Raw genomic sequence first — 20,773 nt, forward strand, 5'->3', positions numbered from 1 at the left:
AGCGGAAACCGGCACCAAGTACGACGTTCGTCCGATTGGCGAGAGGCCGGGTCCCCGGCCGCTACGTGGCATCGAGATCGTACTTCGCGGTCGTGCTGCGAGGCGGGTCGGCGATGGCCGTCTCACCGTCGGCGGCGACGGCCGGCGAGGCCTTGGGGGCCGACCTGCCGTTGTCGCGCGAGGTGATCCCCGAGGCGGTGTCCTTGAGGCTGTCGCGGACGCCGTCGGTGTCGCGCTTGAGGTCCTCGAAGGCCGCCTGGAGAGGGCGCTTGAGGGCCTCTTCGTCCTCTTCGCTCAAGACGTGCTTGCGAATGAAGGTCTTGGGGTTCAGGTCGGTGATGTCGAGGTTGGTGCCGAGGTCCTTGTTGAGGTCGGCGGTGGCCGAGGAGGCCATGTTGCGGACCTTGCGCAGGACGCGGCCGATGTCGGCGAGGATCTTCGGCAGGCGCTCGGGACCCAGCACGAATAGCGCGATGAGCAGCAGGGCCAAGATCTCCGGCCAGCCGAGGTTTTCGAACATGCGCTGCGCTCCCTAGCTGTGCTCCCCGATGACTGTCGCCCCGCCGAAGAGTACTCACAAGTCGGGCGGGCCGACAGTGGGCGTGTGGATCATTCCTCGTCGGCGGCGAGGGTGACGGAGACCTTGTTCTCCGCGCCCCCGCGCAGGTACCCGATCTCCACGACGGTGTTGGCGGGGTACTTGCGCACCAGTGCGACCAGCTGGACGGGGTCGGTGAGGTGCTTGCCGTTGAAGGTGGTGATGATGTCGCCGTCCTGGAGGCCGGCGCTCGCGGCGGGGCCCGGGTCGACGACCTTCTGGACCTTCACGCCGTCGGGGTTCGGTGTCTCGGAGGTCTCGATGCCGATGACCGTGCGGGACGGTTTCCCGTCGGCGATGATCTCCTCGGCGAGGCGGTTGGCGAGGTTGATCGGGATGGAGAACCCGATGCCCATGTTGCCGCCCTGGCCGTCGGCGTTCTGGAAGGTCGCGATGGAGGCGTTGACGCCGATCACGCGGCCGGAGGCGTCGAAGAGCGGTCCGCCGGAGTTGCCGGGGTTGATCGGGGCGTCGGTCTGGATGGCCGCGGTCACCGAGGAGTCGCTGCTCTCACCGGCCACGACGGGCCGGTCGAGGGCGCTGATGATGCCCATGGTGACCGTGCCGGGCAGGTTGAGGGGCGCTCCGACGGCCAGGACCGGGTCGCCGACGGCGAGTTCCTCGGAGTTGGCCATGGTCACCGGGGGCAGGCCGGTCTTGTCGACCTTGATGACGGCGATGTCGGACTCGATGGAGCTGCCCTTGAACTCCGCCGCCGCGGTGGACCCGTCGTTGAAGACGACGGTGAGCTCGACGTTGTGCAGGTCGGAGGGGTTGGCGACGTGGTTGTTGGTGATGATGTAGCCGTCTTCGCTGATGATCAGCCCGGAGCCGTTGCCCTCGCCCTCGCGACCCTCGATCATGATCGTGACGACGCTCGGGGCGATCGTGGAGACGACCTCGGCGACCGAGCCGACCGGCCGGTCGACGGGCGGGTTGCCGCTGGCGATGGGACTGCTGCCGCCGCCCCGCATCGCGAGGACGCCGATCGCCGCACCGAGACCGCCCGCGAGCAGTGCTGTGATGAGCGCCACGGTGAAGACGAGGCCGAGACCGCCGCGTACGCCGCCGCCCGGAGCGGGCGCGGCGGGTGCCGCGGGCGTCATCGGGTCGGTGGGCGGGCCGGCCGGGGGCGCGGTCTGCACGACGGCCGCGGAGGCCGCCGGGTCGCGCCAGGGGTCGCTGGCGGCGTTGTTGGCCCACCAGGGGGAGTTGTCGGGAGCGGGCGCCGGAGGTTGTGGGGGCCGTGCCGCGACCGTCGGCTGCGGCTGGGCCCTGAACTGGGCCTGAGGGGTGTTGTAAGCCGCGGCGTGCGGCGGCTGGGAGGCGTAAGGCCACTGCTGGGCGGCCCCTGCCGGTGGCTGCCCGTTCCCGTTGTGCCGCGCGGCTCCCGCCGCGTCGCCGCCGTCTGTCACGCCGTTCTCCTCCCGGTGCCCAGCCTGCCGGTGGGTGGACCCCCGCGCCAGACCGAGTCTCGCGCCGGTCGCCGCGAGGGGCGGCCCGTGGGTGGTCAGCTTCAAGCTTGTCATGCGCAACGGCCATCGTATTAAGGCCGGTCAAACTCGCGGGTAGGGCGTACTGGAGGGGCGAAAGAGTGCTGGTGGGGCCGCTTTCGAGGCTTTCCATGGCGGGACCCGGTCGCGTGGTGGGGCCGGGTCCCGCTGAGAAATGGAAGGCCGGAGGGAGTGATGTCTTCCGAAGAGCGCGCACGGTGCGCCGCCTCTCCGGTCGCTACTCCGTGACGGACTTCAGCGCATCGCCGAGTGACTGAGCCTCGTCCGGCGTCATCTCAAGTACGAGTCGACCACCGCCTTCGAGCGGAACGCGCATGACGATGCCGCGGCCTTCCTTGGTGACCTCCAGCGGACCGTCGCCCGTCCGCGGCTTCATGGCCGCCATGTGTTGTCTCCCCTCGATCCAATGCCGCGGTCGCCCGCGGGTTCACACAAGCCAGGCACCAGTCCGCCGGGGGGCGGGAGGTGCCACGACCAGTGGCGCTGTACGCCACCGACGAATAATCTTCCCCGATGAGGGCCTCAAAACCCAAACCGCCCCGGCACGGTTGTGACAAGGTCTGGCATTTTGGTTGCAGTACTGTCACAATGATCGGTCGTGCGAGCCCGGTCTGCCCTTTTTGATCTCTACGGCGACTACCTGCGAAATCGCGGAGGCGCCGCACCGATCGCCGCCCTCGTCCGCCTGCTCGCACCCCTCGGGATCGCCGCCCCGGCCGTGCGCACGGCGGTGTCGCGAATGCTCCGGCAGGACTGGCTGACCGCCACGCGCTTCGGCCGCCAGCGCGGATACGCCCTCACCGGACGCGCCGTCCGCCGCCTCGACTCCGCCGCCGGGCGCATCTACCGCACCACCCGCCGCGAATGGGACGGCGGCTTCGACCTGCTCGTGATCAGCCCACCGGCCGACCGGACCGCGCGCTCGCGGCTGTCGGCGCAACTGCGGCTCTTCGGCTACGGACACCTCGGCGACAGCGCCTGGACCTGGCTGTCGCCCTGGCACGCCGCCGAGGTCGGCCCGCTGCTGGCCGAGACCGACGTCACCTTCGAACGCTTCGACGCCCGCCACGCCGGGGACCCCGTCGCGCTCGTACGCCGCGCCTGGGACCTGCGCGAACTGGAGCTGGCCTACGAGAAGTTCATCGACGAACTCGACCCCGTCGTCAGCGGGATCGGGCCGACCAGCTCCGACGAGGCGGCCTACGCCGCCCGCTTCCGCCTCGTGCACGCCTTCCGCGGGTTCCTGTTCCGCGACCCCCAGCTGCCCGCCGCGCTCCTGCCGCCGGGCTGGGCGGGGTCGGCGGCGGCGGCCTTCTTCGACGCGCAGGCGGCGCGGCTGCGTCCGCCCGCCGACCGGCACGTCGACCGTATGCTCAGCGAGACCATTTGAGAACGAGGTGCCATCAGTGACCGACAGCCTGCTCGTCGACCGCGCCGAAGGCGTGGTGACGCTGACCTTCAACCGTCCCGACGCGCTCAACGCCCTCACCGACGACCTGAAGGTCGCCTTCCGGGACCAGCTGGCCGCGCTGTCGGCCGACCCCACCTGCCGTGCCATCGTGCTGACCGGTGCCGGGCGGGCCTTCTGCGTCGGGCAGGACCTGCGCGAGCACGTCGAGAACCTCAAGTCCGGCGATCCGCTCGCGACCGTCCGGGAGCACTACAACCCGATCGCGGCGACCCTCGCGGCCATGCCGAAGCCGGTCGTGGCGGCCGTGCGCGGCACCGCCGCCGGTGCCGGCGCGTCGCTGGCGTTCCTCGCCGACTTCCGCGTCGGCGGGCCCGGGACGAGCTTCACGATGGCCTTCGCCGGGATCGGGCTGTCCTCCGACACCGGTGCCTCGCTGACGCTGCCCAGGCTGGTCGGACACGCCAAGGCGACCGAGATGCTGATGCTGGGGACGAAGGTCAAGGGCGAGGAGGCCCAGCGCGCAGGGCTGCTCGGGACCTTCGTCGAGAACGACGACGACGTGCTGCCCACGGCGCAGAAGCTGGCGGCGCGGCTGGCCGAAGGGCCGACCGTGGCGTACGCGTACATCAAGCGGACCCTGTCGGCGGCGGAGCACATCCCGCTGTCGGAGACGCTGGAGCTGGAGGCCGAGGCGCAGGCGCGCTGCGGGCAGACGGCCGACCACTGCGGAGCGGTGGAGGCGTTCGTGGCGAAGGAGCCGATCGTCTTCGAGGGGCGGTAGGGGCGGGTTGGGGCACGGCGTGGGGGGCTGCCGTGCCCGGGGCTGGCGGCGTGGCGCTGCGTGCGCGGGCTTGGGCGTTAGCTGCTGAGGTGCGCCGCTGTGGCATTGGCCGCCGGGCGCTTGGCGGGCTGACCGTCGGGGCGCCGCTGTCCTCGCCGGAAGAGCCGCGCGACACGGCGACTGCGGGGTTTTTGGGCGGCGCGCGGGTGGCGCCAGTACCGAGCGCTGCCGCCGGCGAATGGCCCGGGTGGCCGAGTCGCCGCAGACGTCCTGGGTGGTGGACGCCGGAGGCGTTGACCGCCGATTTGCCGAATCTCCCGTCGAAAAACCCACGCGACGCGACGGGAGCGGGCGCTTGGAAGCGGGAGCGTGGGCGGCCTGGCAGTCGCCGTCGCCCAGAGTGCGGCGGAACACGGCGACCGCGGTGCTCAAGCTGCACCCGCCGCTGCCAGAAGTCCCCGCGCGACGCGGCGGCCGCACGCGCTTGGGTGTGTGAGGGCGCGCGAGCGGCCGGCCAACGCCAACGCCAAAGCCAACGCCAAGAGAAGCCTTGAGACACGGCGACCACCGTGCTTGAGCGTTGCCGCCGCCGGAGATCCACACGACCCGGCGGCCGCGAGCGCGCTGAGGCGCTGAGCGGCCGGGCCGCCGCCAACGCCCCGAGAGCCCGGAAACACAGCGACCGCCGTGCTTGAGCGGCATTGCCGCCGGAGAGCCGCATGACGCGACGCCAGCGATGCGGGCAGCGTTAGCCGTCAGCTCGCCGTCGCTGGTGGCGTGGGCGTGGGCGGACCCCTGTGACGCGGCGGCCGTACGCGTTCCGGGCAGCGTGCGTGGTGGCGCGGCGGCGTTAGCCACCGAAGAGCTGCTGCCGCCCACGGGATGGCCCGCGCGACCCGACAGTCGCAAGGATTGGCCCGCCAGGCGTCCGGTCGTCGTCATCGCCGGGAGGATCGTGGGGCCGCGACCGTAGTGGTTTAAGCCGCGTTGGGCGCCCGCCGGAAGGCCCGCGCATGCGGGGACGGCAGGTGTCCGGGCGGCGAGCGCGGCGCCAGCCGCCGAAACGCCGCTGCCGCCGACGGATGGTCCGCTCGGCCCGGCACCGGCAGTCGTTCTGGTCGGCGAGCGCGGTGGTGCCAGCCGCCGAAGCGCCGCCGGAGACCCTCGCAACACGGCGGCCGGGAGTGTTCGGAAGCGATGGCGTCCCCACCGGAGGACCCGCGGGCGGTGGCGGCCGCGAGTGGTTCGGAAGCGATGGCGTCCCGCCGCAAGGTCCTCGCGCCACGGCGGCCTTAAGCCTTGGGCGGCTAGGTGGTGGCGTGCGCACCGGCGTTAGCCATCAGGTCCCCGCGGCCGCCGTCGGAAGACCCGCACCACCCCTCGCCGCCGGACCCGTTCCACGGGGTGGCGGCGCGTGGTTCGAACGGCGTCCCAGACGGCGGATGGCGCCGCGTCGACCTCCGGCGAGCTGCGGCCGTCGGAAGAGCCGCCCGATCCCGGCCGCAGCGTTCGGGGCGGCGTGCACCCCAGCGCTAGCCATCAGGTCCCCGCGGCCGCCGTCGTCGGAAGACCCGCGCCACGCGGCGGCCGACCCCGACTCCGAGTGTGATCACGCCGCCCACCACCGACCCCGCCGCGAAGGCCAGTAACGCGAACAGACTCGGGACCGTCGGGTCGCGACGCTTCCGGCAGTTCATGGCGTGCCGGGAACGCCGACCGCGTCGAATGCCCGCAGTGCGCTCGCCGCCACCCGTCGCAGGAACTCGTCGCCGTCCTCCTCGGCCGCCGTCGCCAGCGTCGGGCGGAACACCGCCCATTCGGCGTAGGCCATGCCCCACAGCGCCCCTTCCCGCACCGCCGGGTCGTCGTGGAAGGCACCCGACTCCAGGCGCCGGACAAAGCCCTCGTCGGCCTCGACCGGCGCCCCCAACCCCGCCCGCGCGAGCGCCACGCCCAGGGCGGCGGTCGTGTCGGCGGAGTCGCAGGGGCCGAGAAGCTCGCGGCGCCCCCGCACGAACGGATGCGCCGCGAAGACGGACACGCAGCCCTCCACCTCGGCCGCCCCGAGCGCGCTCGCCGCCATCACGAAGCAGGTCTCGACGGCCGGCTTCTCGGTGTAGGTGACGGCCAGGCCCGGCAACGGCTCCCAGCCCAACAGCAGGGGCTTTCCGCCGTCGGGCGACGCGGGCCGGTCGACGGTGGGCTGCCACCCGGCGGCCGCGGCGACGGCCCGGACCTCTGCGGACGCCCTCGGCGCGGCGAAGACGAAGCGGCGCGAACGGAAGCCGCCGGGACGCTGGACGACGTTGGGGGTGGTGGGGTCCATCGGCCAAGGGTGGCATGGGGTGGTGGGGCGGGTGGGACCGGCGGGGATCGGTGCCCCCGATCGAATGGACGTGGCCGTGCTACGTCGCCGATGTCTGGCGGCGCACGGAGATGCCGGTCGTATTGATCGTCATCTGCCCGACCGACGAGACGGCGGCCTGGGCCGGTCGGCCGATCGAAATGGGACCGCGCGCGGTCGTCGTGCCGGCGGCGATCGCTCCGAGCCGCTTCCCGGTCATCACGGGCACCGAAGACGTGGAGGAGGCAGAAGTCTCGGTCGAGGTCGCCGTCTTCTCCGCCTACATGCACGCCGATGGTCCGCATGGCTCCGGAGTGCTCCGCGCGCTGATGGCAAGTCTCGATCGCGTCGACGTCGATGCGGCGGACAATTACATCAAGTACCTGGAACAGACCCTCTCCGCCGACCCGAAAGCCCTACTGGAGGTACTCATGAGCGCCGGAACCTACGAGTTCCAGACCTACAGCCAGAGCCGCTACGCCAAGGGCATGGCCGAGGGTGAAGCCAAGGGCGAGATCAAAGGTGAGATCAAGGCGATCCTCACCGTCCTCGGCGCGCGCGGGATCGAGGTCCCCGACGAGGTGATCAAGCGCGTCGAGTCCTGCCAGGATCTCCGAACCCTGCAGGCATGGCTCATCCGCGCCGCCACCGTCTCCACCGCCGAGGCCATCTTCGGCTGACCGCCGACGCAGGCCAACCACGCCACCCCTCCCCAGGCGCCCCGAGCCGTACCCCTAAACGATCACCCTCTCCGGCACGACCTCCGCCGGCCCGTGCCGCCGCAGCTCCTGCCACGCCGCCGCGAGTCTCCCCACCAGCGACTCCAGCTCGCTCTTCGAGAACGTGAACGGCAACCGAATGTGGTCGGAGAACCGCACGCTCTCCGCGCACATCGCGGTCCCCGGCACCACCTCCACACCGTGCCGCAACGCGACCTGCGCGAACACCCGCGCGTCGACTCCGGGCAACCGCACCCACAGCGACCCTCCGCCGTCGGGCCTGCGCCACGACCACTCCGGCAACCGGTCCCGCAGCAGCTCTTCCAGCACTTCCAGCCGCTCCCCGAGTTGCGCCGACCGCTCCGCGCGAATCCTCGCGTGGAACGGCATCAACCGCGCCGCCAGCGCCTGGTCGAGCAGCGGCCCACCGAGGTCGGCGAGCACTTTCCGCCGGGCGAGGCGGTCGATGATCCCGGCGGGGCCGCGCACCCATCCGATGCGCAGGCCGCCCCACACGAGCTTTCCCAGCGACCCGATCGTCAGCACTTCGGCTCCGGCGGGCGCGAAGGAGGCGATGGGCGGCGGCGCCTTCGACAGTTCGTACCCGTCGAAGGCGTTGTCCTCGCAGATGGGCACGTCGTGGCGGGCGGCGAGTTCGGCGAGCCGCCGGCGCCGGTTCGACGACATGACCAGTCCGGTGGGGTTGTGGTAGGTCGGCATCACGTAGAGGAGGGCGGGCTGGTGGGCCTCGAAGGCGCGCTCGGTGCCGGCGGCGCAGATGCCCTCGTCGTCGAGGGAGACGCCGACGATCTGCGCACCGCGATCGCGGAACACGTCGATGCATCCGGGCCATCCGGGCGACTCCGCGACGATCCGGGTTCCCTTGCGCGCGTAGAGCTGTGCGACCAGTCCGATGGCCTGGTGGGCGCCGTTGGTGATGAGGATCTGCTCGGGCGTGGTGGGCAGCCCGGCCTGGCGGTAGTGGGCGGCGACGGCCACGCGCAGCGGTTCCCAGCCGCGCGGGTGGTATCCGTTGTCCTGCAACAGGTCCGCCAGGTCCTCGCGGAGGAGGTCTTCGAGGGCGTCGCGGATCCAGGGCGAGCCGGGCTCGGAGGCGCAGCTGAGGGAGATGACGGCGCCGGGGCCGTCGAGGAGGCGCTGGAAGATTATCCCCGCCTGTCCGCCTTGTACCCGGCCGTCCTGTGCGCGGCGGGCCACATCGGTGAGATTGGACTGGGCCACGACCGTGCCACTCCCTTGGCGGCTGACGACGAGGCGTTCGGCGCGCAGGGCCTCATAGGCGGTGACGACGGTGGCGCGGGAGACCGCCAGGGCTTCGGCGAGTGCGCGCTCGGATGGCAGGCGCTGTCCCACAACCAGGTCGCCGCTGGTGATCGCGCGGCGGAGACGGTCGGTGAGCTGCTGGTAGAGGGGGCCGTTGCCCGCCGACCAGTCGCCGAGTAGCTCCTGCATTTCGGAACGGTCCACTTTTCGCTCCTTTGGCCAGGCCAGTTTCGGTCCATTGTGCCGACACTGGACCTGCACCCGCAAGCGGGAGGTCTACGAAACGCTCTGGAGGAGTGTCATGGAACTGGTCCTGTTCGCGTTCCTGGTCGTGTTGGCTCTGCTCGTTCCCTGGCTGGGCAAGGATTCTCGCCAGTCCGGCGACTGGCACGTGCCCTTCGAGGCGCGTCGCAGTCCGGTCAGCAACGCCGTCTCCGACCACTTCGGCTCCGGCCCGCGCAACGCCGCGCCCGCCGCGCCCGCCGCCACGGTCACGAACGCCAAGCCCTGCCCCGCGCCCGCGGTCGCCAGCGGGCACTGAACGCGCCGGTGGCGCCGCCCACGAGGCGGCGCCCGGCCTATTCGTCCTCGTCGTCCTCTTCCTCGGGGTCCATCTCGTGCGGGCTGCCCAGGACGTAGGCGCGCATGTCGAGCTCGTCGCCGTAGGGCGCCACGAAGGCCGGCAGTTCGGCCGGGCCCAGTTCGGCGACGTAGGACCAGTAGAGGCGCGCGGCCTCGGCCGGTGAGGACGCCTCGACGGGGATGGTCACGCTGACGAGGTAGTCGCGGACCGGCGCGGTGACTACGGCCGTCGCGGGGATCAGCGACGACAGCCTCGCGTAGGTCTCGCCGTCGAGCGGACGCGCGCCGGGCGTGGAGTCGCTGTCCTCCAGCGCGGGCGGTTCCTCCAGGACGCGGTGGGTGTAGACCGCCTCGCCGCCCTGGACCGTCCCGGCGCCGAAGAGCACGCCGTCGGCGGCCAGCAGCGCGGTGTCGCCGTCGCCGGGGCCGCCACCGCCGGGCAGCGTCACCGTGTCGGCCGCGTACATGCGCTGCCGCTCGTACTCCGTCGTGTCCACCACGATCAGCCAGTGCGCCATGCGGACATCACATCATGAACACCGGGGGCGCATCCAGCCGTACCCGACGTCAGGCGCGTGGCCAGGGCGGGACGCAGCAGTCGGCGAGGTGGTCGTCGACCATGCCCACGGCCTGCATGAGCGCGTAGGCGGTGGTCGGCCCGACGAAGCGGAAGCCGCGCTTGCGCAGTTCCTTGGCCATGGCCTTCGACTCGGGCGTGACGGCGGGCACGGTGTCGAAGCTCTCGGGCCTCGGACGCGCCTCGGGCGCGAAGGACCACAGCAGGTCCGACAGTCCTTCCGGCTGGTCGAGGGCGACCTTGGCGTTGGCCATGACGGCCTCGATCTTGGCGCGGTTGCGCACGATCCCGGCGTCGGCCATGAGCCGGTCGTGGTCGGCGGCGGTGAAGTCGGCGACCTTCTCGATGACGAAGCCGTCGAATGCCGTGCGGAAGTTCTCGCGCTTGCGCAGGATCGTGATCCACGCGAGTCCGGACTGGAAGGCCTCCAGGCTCATGCGCTCGAACAGGGCGTCGTCACCGCGCAGCGGGCGGCCCCATTCGTTGTCGTGGTAGTCGGTGTAGATCTCCGGCCCGGCGCCCCAGGGGCAGCGCGGAAGTCCGTCGGGGCCGGGCAGCGAACCGGTCACGACTTCTGCTCACCGGCCGGCGAGACCGGTTCGGCGGCAGGGTCGGCGGCGGGCTCGTCGGCGGGGTCATCGGAACCGGCGTCACCGGCGAGCGCGTCGGCGCCCTCCGCCGACTTGTCACCGGGGTCCACAACGGACGGTTGCTCCACGTCATCGCCGTCGACCGACGGCCGCCGCGTGTCCACTGTGGTCTCACCGATAGCCTTGGCGCGGGCCAGACGCAGTCGTTCGGCGTCGTCGGTACGCCCGTCACGCAATGCCTGTACCTCGGAGACCAGCACCTTGATCAGTTCATCCTTGAAGCCAACGTCGTACGCGAGCCGGGCGAGAGCGTCGTCCACCTGGCCGGTGCGGTAACCCCGCAGACCGGTATCGAAGCGGGCGGTGAGCACATCGTCCTCGGACAGCGGACGGTCCGGCGGGAGACCGATCGAAACCCCGTCGGCAGAGACCGGGCGCAGTCCGTTGTCTTTACCGGTCGCCAGCACGACAACGCCGAAGACCAGGCCGACGGCAATGGCGACGACGACGAGCAGGATCAGGAATTGGCCCATTGACGCATCTTTCCACGGAGGCCCGGGGCACAATTGCCCGGATGCTTCCTCCTCCCCCAGGACAATTGGCTTCTATGACTACAACTCCCCAACAACCAACTCCCTCTCGCACACTACGTCTCGGTTCACGGACTTTCGGTCCGAGCAGCTTCGCCCTGATGGTGATCGTCAACCGGACACCGGATTCCTTCTTCGACAAGGGCGCCAACTTCGCCTTCGAGGCGGCCCTGGCCGCCGTTGACCGCGCGGTCGCCGACGGCGCCGACATCGTCGACATCGGCGGCGTCAAGGCCGGCCCCGGCGACGAGGTCAGCGTCGACGAGGAGATCCAGCGGACCGTCCCGTTCATCGCCGAACTGCGCCAGCGCCACCCGCGGCTGGTCATCTCGGTCGACACGTGGCGCGCCGAGGTCGCCGAGAAGGCCACCGCGGCCGGGGCCGACCTCATCAACGACACGTGGGCGGGCGCCGACCCCGAACTGGTCTCGGTCGCCGCCGAGTCCGGGGCCGGACTGGTCTGCTCCCACACCGGCGGCATGCGCCCGCGCACGATCGCCGGGAAGGTCACCTACGACGACGTCGTCGCCGAGGTCACCGACGCGCTGGGCCAGGCCGCCGAACGCGCGCTCGCCGCCGGTGTCCGCGCCGACGGCATCCTCATCGACCCCACCCACGACTTCGGCAAGGCGACGGTCCACTCCCTGGAGCTGACCCGCCGCCTCGACGAGCTCGTCGCGACCGGCTGGCCGGTGCTCGTCGCGCTGTCCCGCAAGGACTTCGTCGGCGAGACCCTCGACCTGCCGGTGAACCGCCGCCTCCCCGGGACCCTCGCCGCGACCGCGGTGTCGGCCTGGCACGGCGCGCGGGTCTTCCGCGCCCACGACGTGACGGCCACCCGCCAGGTGCTCGACATGGTCGCGGCGATCCGCGGGGACAAGGCGCCCAAGGCGCCCAAGCGCAGCCTCTAGCGGACGAGCCCACCGTGTGAGACCGGACACGGTGGGCCGCGGCTCAGGCCCGTTGCGGGGGACTTGACAGGGTCTGGCACGGTAGGCGTGTCCCAGACCACATCCCCCACAAAGGACACACGACGTGACCGAACCCCTCCACGTCGACTTCGCCGGCATGGCCGGCGCCTCGACCAGGCTCAACACCCTCGGCGAGCACGCCGGGAGGGCCGCCGAGCTCGCCGACGACGCCGACCCCGACTGGTACACCTGGGGCATGCCCGGCCTCGCGCTGGCGCCGCTGTACTGGAGCAAGGCCACCGAACTCCACGAGCACATCGGCATGATCGGCCGCGCCCTGGGCGCCCACGCCGGCCGCATGGACGCCTGCGCGGAGAACTACCGCCTCACCGAGACCGACAACGACGACACGATGCGCAAGATCCGTGCCCGTCTCGACGGCGGAACCTACGGGGGCTGAGGGACATGGGATCAGGCGACTCCGCGACCGACGTCGGCGACGACACCGGCGTCAAGAACTCCCCCGGGATCTTCGACGGATCCGGCGCGGCCTCCGGCCTGCCGGGATACGCACAGGTCAAGGGACTCACCACCAAGTCGGCGGCCTTCGGCGACGGCGCCGACTTCTCCGACGTGACCGGCCTGCTCGGCGAGATCTCCTCGACCTTCTACACCGGCCTGGGCGCCATCACCAATCCGGCGAACTTCCTCGCCGGGACCGTGGTGTCGTTCCTCATCGACTTCATCCAGCCCCTTGAGGACCTGCTCGGCCTGGTGACCGGCAACCCCGAGCGCATGGACCTGGAGATCGCCAAGTGGGACCGCGTCGCCGCGGCCCTCAACGCGATCGGCGAGGACGTCGGCAAAGTCCCCGGCGAGGACATCGCGAACTGGCGCGGCGACGCCGCCGGCGTGGCCAAGACCCGCCTCGGCGAGTGCTCCGAGGCGATCACCGCGACCGCCAACGACGTCACGCGCGTCCGGCTGGTCATGCAGGGCGCCTCACTGCTCGCGACGAGCCTCCAGTCGATCATCAAGGGCGAGCTGACGAAGTTCCTGCTCGCCCAGATCCCGAAGTGGCTGACCGCGCTGGCCGCCGCGGGCCCGAGCATGGGCGCCTCGACGGCGGCGCAGGCCACGATCACCGCCGTGGAGGCAGCGCGGACCTACCTGACGGCCGTGACGTGGGTGCGCAAGGCCATGGCGGTGTTCGAGAAGCTCCAGACGGCGCTGAAGGTGATCGAGACGATCAAGTACGAGTCGGTCATCGCCAAGGTGGTCACCACCGGCGCCGACATGTACGTGCGCCACCAGGAGTCGAAGGACGGGCCCGCGTTCGACCCGGGCGGGCTGACCTAACTCGGCAGGGCGGCGTCGCCGGGCGGGCCGGGCCTGGTGTTGCAGCCGGCGACGATGTGCGCGACGGCCTCGGCGACGTCGTCGGTGACCAGCATCAGGTCGACGTCGACGGGGTTGATCATGCCGTCGTCGAGCATCCGGCCGCGCAGCCAGTCCACCAGGCCGCCCCAGTACGCGGTGCCCAGCAGGACCACCGGGAACTGGGTGACCTTCTTGGTCTGGACGAGCGTGAGCGCCTCGAACAGCTCGTCCATCGTCCCGAAGCCGCCGGGGAGCACGATGAAGGCCTGCGCGTACTTGACGAACATCGTCTTACGCACGAAGAAGTAGCGAAAGTCGAGGCCGATGTCGACGTAGCCGTTGAGGCCCTGCTCGAAGGGCAGCTCGATGCCCAGGCCGATCGACTCACCGCCGGCCTCGACCGCGCCCTTGTTCGCGGCCTCCATCACACCGGGCCCTCCACCGGTGATGACCGAGAAGCCCTCCTTGGCCAGGGCCGCCCCGACCTCCTCGGCCAGCGCGTAGCCCGGGCTGTCGGGCTTCGTGCGGGCCGAGCCGAAAACGGCGACGGCGCGCTCGACGTCGGAGAGCGTGTCGAAGCCGTCGACGAACTCCGAGAGGATCCGCAAGGTCCGCCAGGCGTCCTTCTGCTTCCACTCCGAGCGCCGGTTCGAGTCGAGCAGGTGCTGGTCTGCGGTGATACGCGCCTTCATGGGCCGAGTGTCGCACGGGCGGCCGCCGAGACAGCGGACCGGGCGTGTCGCGGCCCGCGGAGGCATCATGGGTCGATGGGCAACAACGTCGACACACTCCTCGGGATCGCGGCCAACCCCGCCGCGCCGCCCGAGGTCCGCGCTCGCCTCGCGAGCCTCCCCGGTGCGGGCGCGGCCATCGCCGGCCGCGCCGACCTCGACCCCGGCCACGCCCACCGGCTCCACCAGACCGGCGACGTCCACACCGCCATTCAGCTGGCCGCCAACCGGCACGCGCCGACCGAGCTGCGCGAGCAGCTGGCCGAGCACTCCCACGCCTACGTCCGCGAGGCCGTCGGCCGTACCGGACACGTCGCCGAACGAGTCCTGGTGCGCCTGGCCCTCGACCACGAGCAGCGCGTCCGCCTCGGCGTGGCCCGCGGCGCGCACAACACTCCCCTGACGCACAAGGCGCTGCTCGCCGACGACGACGGCGAAGTGCGCCGCGCCGTCATCGCCCGCGCCGAACTCCCCGAGGAGCTCACTGACACCCTCCTCGCCGACCCCGACGGCGAGACCCGCGAAGCCCTCGCCGACAACCCGCACATCTCCCCGGAGACCGTCAAGGCCCTCACCGACGACCCCAGCCCGCTGGTGCGCGCGAAGGTGATGCTGCGCCACGACGTCGGCGAGGACGTCCGCGCCCGCCTCTACAGCGAGCTGAGCGCCCGGCCCACCGACCCCGACGACCTCGACGCGCTGACCGCCTCGGTCCAGCTCGACGGCGCCCTCGCCGGCGACGCGCCCTGGGTCCGCCGCGAGCTCGTGGAGACCCAGATCGCGTTCCTGCGCTCCCCCTACCCGTTCCTGCGCCGCGCGGTCGCGCGGAACCCGAAGATCCCCGCGCGGGTCGCGTCGAACCTCCTCACCGACGCCGACACGTGGGTCCGGCAGTTCGCCGCCGGGCACCCCTCCACGCGCGCCGACGTGCTGGTCGCCTTCACCCGCGAGTTCGACGGGACGGGCAAGGTCCGCCACGACTACGTCCGCCACCCCAACTTCCCCGCCTCGGCCCTCCCCCGGCTCGCCACCGACGACCAGCCGCGCCTGCGCCTGATCGCCCTCGACTCCCCCGCCCTGCCGTCGGCCTCGGTGCTGTGGCTGCTCGCCGACGCCGACCCGCTCATCGCCCACAAGGCCGCACGGCACCCCTCGCTGCCGTTGGGGGCGATGCTCGACCTGCTCACCGCCGCCGGACGGTGACCGCGCCATCGCTACCCTTGCCCCGTGACCACCTACCTGACTGATTCCGCCTGGGGCGTTGGCGAGGCCCACCTCGACGCCGACGGGACCGTCCTCGACGTCTGGTACGCCGAGCTCGGCCTCGGTGCGGCCAAGCCCACCGAACTCGACTTCGAGCCCGGCGAGGACGACGTCCTGGGCATCGAGACCGAACAGGTCACGACGACCATCGCGTCCCTTGCCGACGCGCCGCAGAACGCCGCCGACGCCTACCTGCGCCTGCACCTGCTGTCGCACCGGATCATCAAGCCGCACCAGGCCAACCTCGACGGCGTCTTCGGGCTGCTGTCGAACAACGCCTGGACCGACCTGGGACCGATCCCCGCGCACCGCATCGAGGAGGTCCGGCTGGCGCTGCGCCTGGAGGGGCACCGCCTGGAGGTCTACTCGGTCGACAAGTTCCCGCGCATGACCGACTACGTCGTGCCCAGCGGTGTCCGCATCGCCGACGCCGACCGCGTCCGCCTCGGCGCGCACCTCGCCGAGGGCACCACCGTCATGCACGAGGGTTTCGTGAACTTCAACGCCGGAACCCTCGGCACCTCGATGGTCGAGGGCCGCATCGTCGCCGGGGTCGTCGTCGGCGACAACAGCGACATCGGCGCCGGCTCGTCGATCATGGGGACCCTGTCCGGCGGCGGCAAGGACGTCGTGTCGATCGGCGAGGGCTGCCTGCTGGGCGCCAACGCCGGGATCGGCATCTCGCTGGGCGACAACTGCGTCGTCGAGGCCGGCTGCTACATCACCGCCGGGTCGAAGATCCTGCTGCCCGACGGCGAGGTCGTCAAGGCGCGCGAACTGTCCGGCGCCTCCGACCTGCTGTACTGGCGCAACTCCCAGACCGGCGCGCTGGAGGCCAAGCCCCGCACCGGAACCTGGGGCGGGCTGAACGCGGCGCTGCACAAGAACTAGGGGACGGCGGGTCTCACGACTCGCGACCTCGCTGGACCGGGCCGGCTCCGCGACGCCATACTTGGCGTTCGCGGAGCCGCTTCGGCTTCGGGCGGGCTCGGCGGGCAGGGGATTCGGTGTCGAACGTGGAACTGGTCGTCGCGGCGTTGGTGGCCGGGGCGACGGCGGTACCGGAAGGCGCCGACGGAGAGGCCGTCCGCGGCTCGTACACCGCGCTGAAGGGCGCGCTCTCGCACGAGCTCGCCGAGCGGCCGGAAGTTCACGCGGCCCTGGAGGCCGAGGTCACCGACCCCGTCTACTGGCACAAGGTGCTGGATGACACCGACATCGGCGAGGACGTGGCCGTCACCGAACTCGCGCAGCATCTGCTGTCGATCGCCGAGCCGGGGAAGTACAACGTGGATCTGCGCGAGGCGAAGAGCGCGTAAGGATCGGCTCACAGCCGCTCGATCGAGTCGACGGACAGCTCCGGGACCACCGTGGTGCCGCCGGCCTGCAGCTCGTACTCCAGCGAACCGGCGACCTCGACGTCCGCCGTGAACTCGTCGCCCTGCACCAGATCGGCGAGTGTGGACTCGGCACCGGTGAGGACCGTGTTGGTCGGGTAGTCGAAGACGTACTCGGCGTCCTCGTGGCCGATGTCGGCCCGGAGGGCACCGGTGCCGGTGGCGGTGTCGAACTGCGTGACGACTCCGTAGACGACGATCGTGCGGCCCACATGCTTGTCGGGGTCCTTGGCGATGGTCGCCCATTCCCGTTGGCTGAGGTCCTCGTAGTCGACCGACAGCGGCATCGCGGCGTGCGCGATCGCGTCCATGGCCCCCGAAGGGTCGCCGCGCGCGCCTGCGTGGGCTGCCGAGATCGGCAGTGAGGCGGCCAGGAGTGCCAGTACGAGGGCCAGGATCGGCGACCACTTGAGGTGTGGGCGTCTTCGCCTCGCCGGTATCCGCGGTGGGCCTGTCGCCGTGTGCGGTGACGCTTCGTGTCCCGCCGACGGCACCGGGCCGGGCGGTGGGTTGAATCTCGCGGCCATGGTTCTCGCCCCGGGATCGATTATCCTCCCCGAGCTGCGGAAAAGGCCCGGATTCCGCCGGCCCTCACAACCCGATCGCGCCGTCCAGCCGTTCTCGCAGCAGGTCGGCGTGCCCGTTGTGCCGCGCGTACTCCTCGATCATGTGCATCAGCACCCAGCGCAGCGACAGCTTCCCCCGCCACGCGTCCTCGCCCTCGACGTCCAGGCTCGCCGCCCGCGCGGTGAACGCGTCGGCGAAGGCGGCCTCGTCCCTCCAGGCGGCCCAGGACTCCTCGATCACGGCGTTGTCGGCCACGGCGCCGTCGAAGTCCCCGTCGGGGTCCTCAGGGCCGCAGAAGCGGGGTGGGGCGTCCTCGCCGGCGAGGTCGAGGCGAAACCAGCGGCGTTCGACGTCGGCGAGGTGCCGCACGAGCCCCAGCAGCGACAGGGTCGACGGGGGTACTGCGCGGGACGCCAGCTGTTCGGCGGTCAGCCCGGCGCACTTCAGCTCAAGGGTGGCCCGGTGTGCGGCGAGCATCTCCACGAGCAGCGTGCGCTCGTCGGCGTCGGCGGGTGCCGCGAACCGGGACTCGTCCTCACCGGTGAACAGCCGCCCCCGGCGCATCAGCCGGCCAGGCGGGCGGCGGCGGACGCGACGAGCGCGTCCGGCGCGGTCAGCGCCACGCGCACGTGGTCACCGCCGGCGACACCGTAGAACTCTCCGGGCGCGACCAGCACGCCCAGGGAGGCGAACTCCTCGACGGTCTTCCAGCAGTCCTCGTCGCGCGTCGCCCACAGGTACAGGCCCGCCTCGGAGTGCTCGACGCGCATCCCGCGCGCCAGCAGCGCCGGGCGCAGTACTTCGCGGCGGGCCCGGTACAGCTCCCGCTGCGCCGCCGCGTGCTCCTCGTCGCCCAGCGCGGCGACCATGGCGGCCTGCACGGGGGCGGGAACGATCATGCCGGTGTGCTTGCGCGCCTCCAGCAGCGACGCGACCAGCGCGGGATCGCCGCCGACGAACCCGGCGCGGTAACCGGCCAGGTTCGAGCGCTTCGACAGCGAGTGCACCGACAGCACGCCGCCGTAGTCGCCGTCGCAGACCGACAGCACCGAGACGGGCTCGGCGTCCCAGCCCAGCGTCAGGTAGCACTCGTCGCCGGCCAGCACGGCGCCCGTCTCGCGGGCGTAGGCGAGCCAGTCGCGCAGCTCGCCGGCCGTCGACACGCGGCCGGTGGGATTGCTCGGCGAGTTGATCCAGATCAGCGAAGGCCTGGTCCCCGAGGGGATCTCCGACGGTGAGTCGGCCACCAGGGCCTCGGCGCCGCTGACGCGCACGCCGATGTCGTAGGTCGGGTACGCCAGCCGGGGCAGGACCACGGTGTCGCCCGGCCCGGCGCCCAGCAGGGTGGGCAGCCAGCCGACGAGTTCCTTCGAACCGATCGTGGGCAGCACGCCCACCGAGGCATCGGCTCCGCAGTGGAGCGCCAGCCAGTCCCGCAGCGCCGCCCGCAGCTCCGGCGTCCCCGCCGTCAGCGGGTAGCCCGGGATGTCCGCCGCGCTCTGGAGCGCACGGCGGATCAGCGGCGGGACGGGGTCGACGGGAGTGCCGACCGAGAGGTCGACGATCCCGTCGGGGTGGTTGCGAGCGATGTCACCGAAGGGGGCCAACCGGTCCCAGGGGAAGACCGGCAGCCGCTCCGACAGGCTCACGAATCAGTGCTCGGCGTTCTCTTTGGGCGGCAGCCCGGCCACGTGGGTGGCGTCCTTCTCGATCTTGCCCATCTTCGAGGCCCCACCGGGCGAACCGAGGTCGCCTTCGAAGAACTCGTAGTTGGCGCGCGTGAAGTCGCTCCACTCCTCGGGAACGTCGTCCTCGTAGAAGATGGCCTCCACCGGGCACACCGGCTCGCAGGCACCGCAGTCGACGCACTCGTCGGGGTGGATATACAGCATCCGGTTGCCCTCGTAGATGCAGTCGACGGGGCACTCTTCGATGCACGCCTTGTCGAGCAGGTCAACGCACGGCTCGGCGATGATGTATGTCACGGCCAGTCCTCTCACGTCGGCAGGTAGGTTCGCTGCCGGAAGCCCAGCCTAGTGTGGGTCGTCGTCCAGCGCGAACCGGGAGCCCTCATCATGCCCTCACTGACAGCCGAACACGTAGGCGGCCGGGTCGTTATCCGACTAAATGCCGGGGTGCGCGAGGGCCGCGAACGCTTCACCGACGTTCTCGGCGAGCTCCTTGAGATCAGTGATCGTTCTCTCCTGATCCGGCGCGACGACGGCGGTGAGCAGAAGATCGACCGCGCCGACGTCGTGGCCGCCAAGCCGGTGCCGCCGCGTCCGGTGCGGTTCTCGGCGGTCGCGGCGCTGGAGCGGGTCGCCTCGGCGCACTGGCCGGCGCCCGACAGTGAATGGATCGGCGACTGGCAGCTGCGGGCGGCGGCCGGCTGGACCTTCCGCGCGAACACGGTCCTGGCCGTCGGCGATCCGGGGCGCCCACTGGAGGAAGCCGTCCGCTACGTCACCGACTGGTACGGCTCGCGCGGCCTGCCGCCGGTGTTCTCGCTGCCGCTTCCGCTGTCGCGGCGCCTCGACGCCGACCTGGACCGGCTGGGCTGGGTCGAGCAGCTGCCGCGCACGAACGTGATGACCCGTGAGCTGTCCGACTGGACCCGGCCGCCGCGGGCGGACCTGGAGCCGGTGCAGATCGGTTCGGCGCCCTCGGTGGGCTGGCTGGACCTGGTGTCGAGCCGCAAGGGCGGGCTGCCGCAGATCGCACTGAGCATCCTCGCGGGCGCGCCGAAGACCGCCTTCGCCTCGCTGTACGAGGACGGCGAGCTGATCGCGATCGGCCGGGGCGCGGTGTCGGCGGGCTGGCTCGGGGTGTCCCTTGTGGAGGTCGTGCCGGAGGCAAGGCGACGCGGTGTGGCCACGCACCTCTTCGACGGTCTGGTGGGCTGGGCCCGGCCCCTGGGGGCCGAGCGCGCCTACCTACAGGTCGTGTCGACCAACGAGGCCGCGACGGCGCTGTACCACCGGATCGGTTTCACCGACCACCACGAGTACACCTACCGCAGGCTCAGCGCCGCTTGACGGGCTTCTTGCGGGAGTAGTACTTCTCGGTGTTCTTCAGCTGGCGGCTGCGGTAGTCCGCGGCGAACAGCGTCAGGGCCATCAGGCCGATGAAGACGCCGATGACGGCGACGGCCCAGAAGGTCAGCAGCGCGACGAGGAAGTCGCCGAGGCCGTTCTCGAAGGGCCCGCGGCCGGCGGCGACGGGGCCGAGGACGACGGCGAGGACACCGGCGACGACGACGCCGAGTCCGGCGTCGGCGATGAGGTTCTGCACCGATCCGCGGCGTCCCCACCACACGCCCGCGGCGATCGCGATCGCGGCGATGACGGCGATCATCGCGATGCCGAGTTGAGTGTCGCCGTCGGCGTCGGTCTCGTCGTTGCCGCTCATGACGAACGCGGCGATGACGTAGACGGCGACCAGGGCTGCGGTGAAGGCGGCGATGGGAATCCAGCGCGCTCGGGGATTGCTCACGGCAAATATGTACCCGAGATGAAGCGCACAGCGCAAGCCCTT

General features: G+C 71.4%; 25 protein-coding genes. 11 read left to right on the plus strand and 14 right to left on the minus strand.

The genetic code is table 11. The annotated features are described in order from the left end of the window. Positions 1-61 precede the first annotated feature (61 nt). The 3 genes from AB0I28_RS34070 to AB0I28_RS34080 form a co-directional block, all read right to left on the minus strand. Positions 62-520, minus strand: coding sequence for a twin-arginine translocase TatA/TatE family subunit (locus AB0I28_RS34070; RefSeq protein ID WP_357499846.1), 459 nt, complete (start codon positions 518-520; stop codon positions 62-64). A gap of 89 nt (positions 521-609) precedes the next feature. Next, the gene (locus tag AB0I28_RS34075) at positions 610-2,127 is read right to left on the minus strand and encodes a trypsin-like peptidase domain-containing protein (protein WP_357499847.1); all 1,518 of its coding nucleotides are present in this window, start codon (positions 2,125-2,127) and stop codon (positions 610-612) included. A 202-nt stretch (positions 2,128-2,329) separates the two neighbouring features. Then, positions 2,330-2,497: a DUF3117 domain-containing protein gene (locus tag AB0I28_RS34080; RefSeq protein ID WP_184786099.1), complete on the minus strand. Its 168-nt coding sequence runs from the start codon at positions 2,495-2,497 to the stop codon at positions 2,330-2,332. Between the two features lie 213 nt (positions 2,498-2,710). Here AB0I28_RS34080 and AB0I28_RS34085 point away from each other — a divergent pair, with 213 nt between their 5' ends. Further along, entirely contained in the window at positions 2,711-3,502 is a 792-nt protein-coding gene (locus tag AB0I28_RS34085) for a PaaX family transcriptional regulator C-terminal domain-containing protein (protein WP_357499848.1), read from the plus strand. 16 nt (positions 3,503-3,518) lie between these two features. Then, positions 3,519-4,304: an enoyl-CoA hydratase-related protein gene (locus AB0I28_RS34090; protein WP_357499849.1), complete on the plus strand. Its 786-nt coding sequence runs from the start codon at positions 3,519-3,521 to the stop codon at positions 4,302-4,304. 1,693 nt (positions 4,305-5,997) lie between these two features. Here AB0I28_RS34090 and AB0I28_RS34095 read toward each other — a convergent pair. Then, entirely contained in the window at positions 5,998-6,630 is a 633-nt protein-coding gene (locus AB0I28_RS34095) for a hypothetical protein (protein ID WP_357499850.1), read from the minus strand. 50 nt (positions 6,631-6,680) lie between these two features. Between AB0I28_RS34095 and AB0I28_RS34100 the strand changes: the two genes are divergently transcribed. Further along, positions 6,681-7,328: a hypothetical protein gene (locus tag AB0I28_RS34100; protein WP_357499851.1), complete on the plus strand. Its 648-nt coding sequence runs from the start codon at positions 6,681-6,683 to the stop codon at positions 7,326-7,328. 54 nt (positions 7,329-7,382) lie between these two features. On the opposite strand, the gene AB0I28_RS34105 is transcribed toward AB0I28_RS34100, so the two are convergent. Continuing rightward, on the minus strand, positions 7,383-8,855 hold the full coding sequence (locus tag AB0I28_RS34105) for a PLP-dependent aminotransferase family protein (RefSeq protein WP_357499852.1): 1,473 nt from the start codon (positions 8,853-8,855) through the stop codon (positions 7,383-7,385). Positions 8,856-8,952: 97 nt separating this feature from the next. On the opposite strand from AB0I28_RS34105, the gene AB0I28_RS34110 reads away from it, so the two are divergent. Next, a complete protein-coding gene (locus AB0I28_RS34110) occupies positions 8,953-9,192 on the plus strand; it encodes a hypothetical protein (RefSeq protein ID WP_357499853.1) in 240 nt (79 codons plus the stop codon). A gap of 37 nt (positions 9,193-9,229) precedes the next feature. Here AB0I28_RS34110 and AB0I28_RS34115 read toward each other — a convergent pair whose 3' ends face one another. Genes AB0I28_RS34115 through AB0I28_RS34125 form a run of 3 tightly spaced genes read right to left on the minus strand, consistent with a single transcriptional unit; the run spans position 9,230 to position 10,933 of the window. After that, positions 9,230-9,751, minus strand: a complete 522-nt coding sequence (locus AB0I28_RS34115; RefSeq protein ID WP_357499854.1) for a hypothetical protein — start codon at positions 9,749-9,751, stop codon at positions 9,230-9,232. A 49-nt stretch (positions 9,752-9,800) separates the two neighbouring features. Next, complete coding sequence (locus tag AB0I28_RS34120; RefSeq protein ID WP_357499855.1) at positions 9,801-10,379, minus strand: DNA-3-methyladenine glycosylase I; 579 nt, start codon at positions 10,377-10,379, stop codon at positions 9,801-9,803. After that, positions 10,376-10,933 (minus strand): DivIVA domain-containing protein, encoded by a 558-nt coding sequence (locus tag AB0I28_RS34125; protein ID WP_357499856.1) that lies wholly within the window; start codon positions 10,931-10,933, stop codon positions 10,376-10,378. Before AB0I28_RS34125 ends, AB0I28_RS34120 begins: the two co-directional genes overlap by 4 nt. 74 nt (positions 10,934-11,007) lie before the next feature. Between AB0I28_RS34125 and folP the strand changes: the two genes are divergently transcribed. The 3 genes from folP (at position 11,008) to AB0I28_RS34140 (ending at position 13,260) form a co-directional block, all read left to right on the plus strand. After that, positions 11,008-11,901 carry a dihydropteroate synthase gene (folP, locus tag AB0I28_RS34130; RefSeq protein WP_357499857.1) on the plus strand — a complete coding sequence of 298 codons (894 nt, stop codon included), beginning with the start codon at positions 11,008-11,010 and terminating at the stop codon, positions 11,899-11,901. Positions 11,902-12,025: 124 nt separating this feature from the next. After that, complete coding sequence (locus AB0I28_RS34135; protein WP_357499858.1) at positions 12,026-12,361, plus strand: hypothetical protein; 336 nt, start codon at positions 12,026-12,028, stop codon at positions 12,359-12,361. Positions 12,362-12,366: 5 nt separating this feature from the next. Next, positions 12,367-13,260 (plus strand): hypothetical protein, encoded by an 894-nt coding sequence (locus tag AB0I28_RS34140; protein ID WP_357499859.1) that lies wholly within the window; start codon positions 12,367-12,369, stop codon positions 13,258-13,260. Here AB0I28_RS34140 and AB0I28_RS34145 read toward each other — a convergent pair. Continuing rightward, on the minus strand, positions 13,257-13,973 hold the full coding sequence (locus AB0I28_RS34145) for a TIGR00730 family Rossman fold protein (protein WP_357499860.1): 717 nt from the start codon (positions 13,971-13,973) through the stop codon (positions 13,257-13,259). The two genes, AB0I28_RS34140 and AB0I28_RS34145, sit on opposite strands and share 4 nt — an antisense overlap. Before the next feature lie 75 nt (positions 13,974-14,048). On the opposite strand from AB0I28_RS34145, the gene AB0I28_RS34150 reads away from it, so the two are divergent. From AB0I28_RS34150 to AB0I28_RS34160, 3 genes are all read left to right on the plus strand, one after another. Beyond that, on the plus strand, positions 14,049-15,215 hold the full coding sequence (locus tag AB0I28_RS34150) for a hypothetical protein (RefSeq protein ID WP_357499861.1): 1,167 nt from the start codon (positions 14,049-14,051) through the stop codon (positions 15,213-15,215). Positions 15,216-15,239: 24 nt separating this feature from the next. Then, entirely contained in the window at positions 15,240-16,166 is a 927-nt protein-coding gene (dapD, locus tag AB0I28_RS34155; RefSeq protein ID WP_357499862.1) for a 2,3,4,5-tetrahydropyridine-2,6-dicarboxylate N-succinyltransferase, read from the plus strand. Positions 16,167-16,282: 116 nt separating this feature from the next. Further along, the gene (locus tag AB0I28_RS34160) at positions 16,283-16,594 is read left to right on the plus strand and encodes a hypothetical protein (protein WP_357499863.1); all 312 of its coding nucleotides are present in this window, start codon (positions 16,283-16,285) and stop codon (positions 16,592-16,594) included. Between the two features lie 8 nt (positions 16,595-16,602). Here the strand turns inward: AB0I28_RS34160 and AB0I28_RS34165 are convergent, their stop codons facing one another. The 4 genes from AB0I28_RS34165 to fdxA form a co-directional block, all read right to left on the minus strand. Further along, positions 16,603-16,983: a hypothetical protein gene (locus AB0I28_RS34165; protein ID WP_357499864.1), complete on the minus strand. Its 381-nt coding sequence runs from the start codon at positions 16,981-16,983 to the stop codon at positions 16,603-16,605. Between the two features lie 280 nt (positions 16,984-17,263). Next, on the minus strand, positions 17,264-17,803 hold the full coding sequence (locus AB0I28_RS34170; protein ID WP_357499865.1) for a DinB family protein: 540 nt from the start codon (positions 17,801-17,803) through the stop codon (positions 17,264-17,266). After that, positions 17,803-18,888 (minus strand): succinyldiaminopimelate transaminase, encoded by a 1,086-nt coding sequence (gene dapC / locus AB0I28_RS34175; RefSeq protein ID WP_357499866.1) that lies wholly within the window; start codon positions 18,886-18,888, stop codon positions 17,803-17,805. The genes AB0I28_RS34170 and dapC overlap by 1 nt, the downstream gene beginning before the upstream one ends. Before the next feature lie 3 nt (positions 18,889-18,891). Continuing rightward, positions 18,892-19,224 carry a ferredoxin gene (gene fdxA, locus AB0I28_RS34180; protein ID WP_357499867.1) on the minus strand — a complete coding sequence of 111 codons (333 nt, stop codon included), beginning with the start codon at positions 19,222-19,224 and terminating at the stop codon, positions 18,892-18,894. Positions 19,225-19,314: 90 nt separating this feature from the next. Here fdxA and AB0I28_RS34185 point away from each other — a divergent pair, with 90 nt between their 5' ends. Continuing rightward, complete coding sequence (locus AB0I28_RS34185; protein WP_357499868.1) at positions 19,315-20,274, plus strand: GNAT family N-acetyltransferase; 960 nt, start codon at positions 19,315-19,317, stop codon at positions 20,272-20,274. Here the strand turns inward: AB0I28_RS34185 and AB0I28_RS34190 are convergent. Further along, complete coding sequence (locus AB0I28_RS34190) at positions 20,261-20,731, minus strand: hypothetical protein (RefSeq protein ID WP_357499869.1); 471 nt, start codon at positions 20,729-20,731, stop codon at positions 20,261-20,263. The genes AB0I28_RS34185 and AB0I28_RS34190 overlap by 14 nt on opposite strands. Between the last annotated feature and the right edge of the window lie 42 nt (positions 20,732-20,773).

Origin of the sequence: Phytomonospora sp. NPDC050363 (assembly GCF_040655735.1) — a bacterium.
In the GTDB taxonomy this organism is placed as follows: domain Bacteria; phylum Actinomycetota; class Actinomycetes; order Mycobacteriales; family Micromonosporaceae; genus Phytomonospora.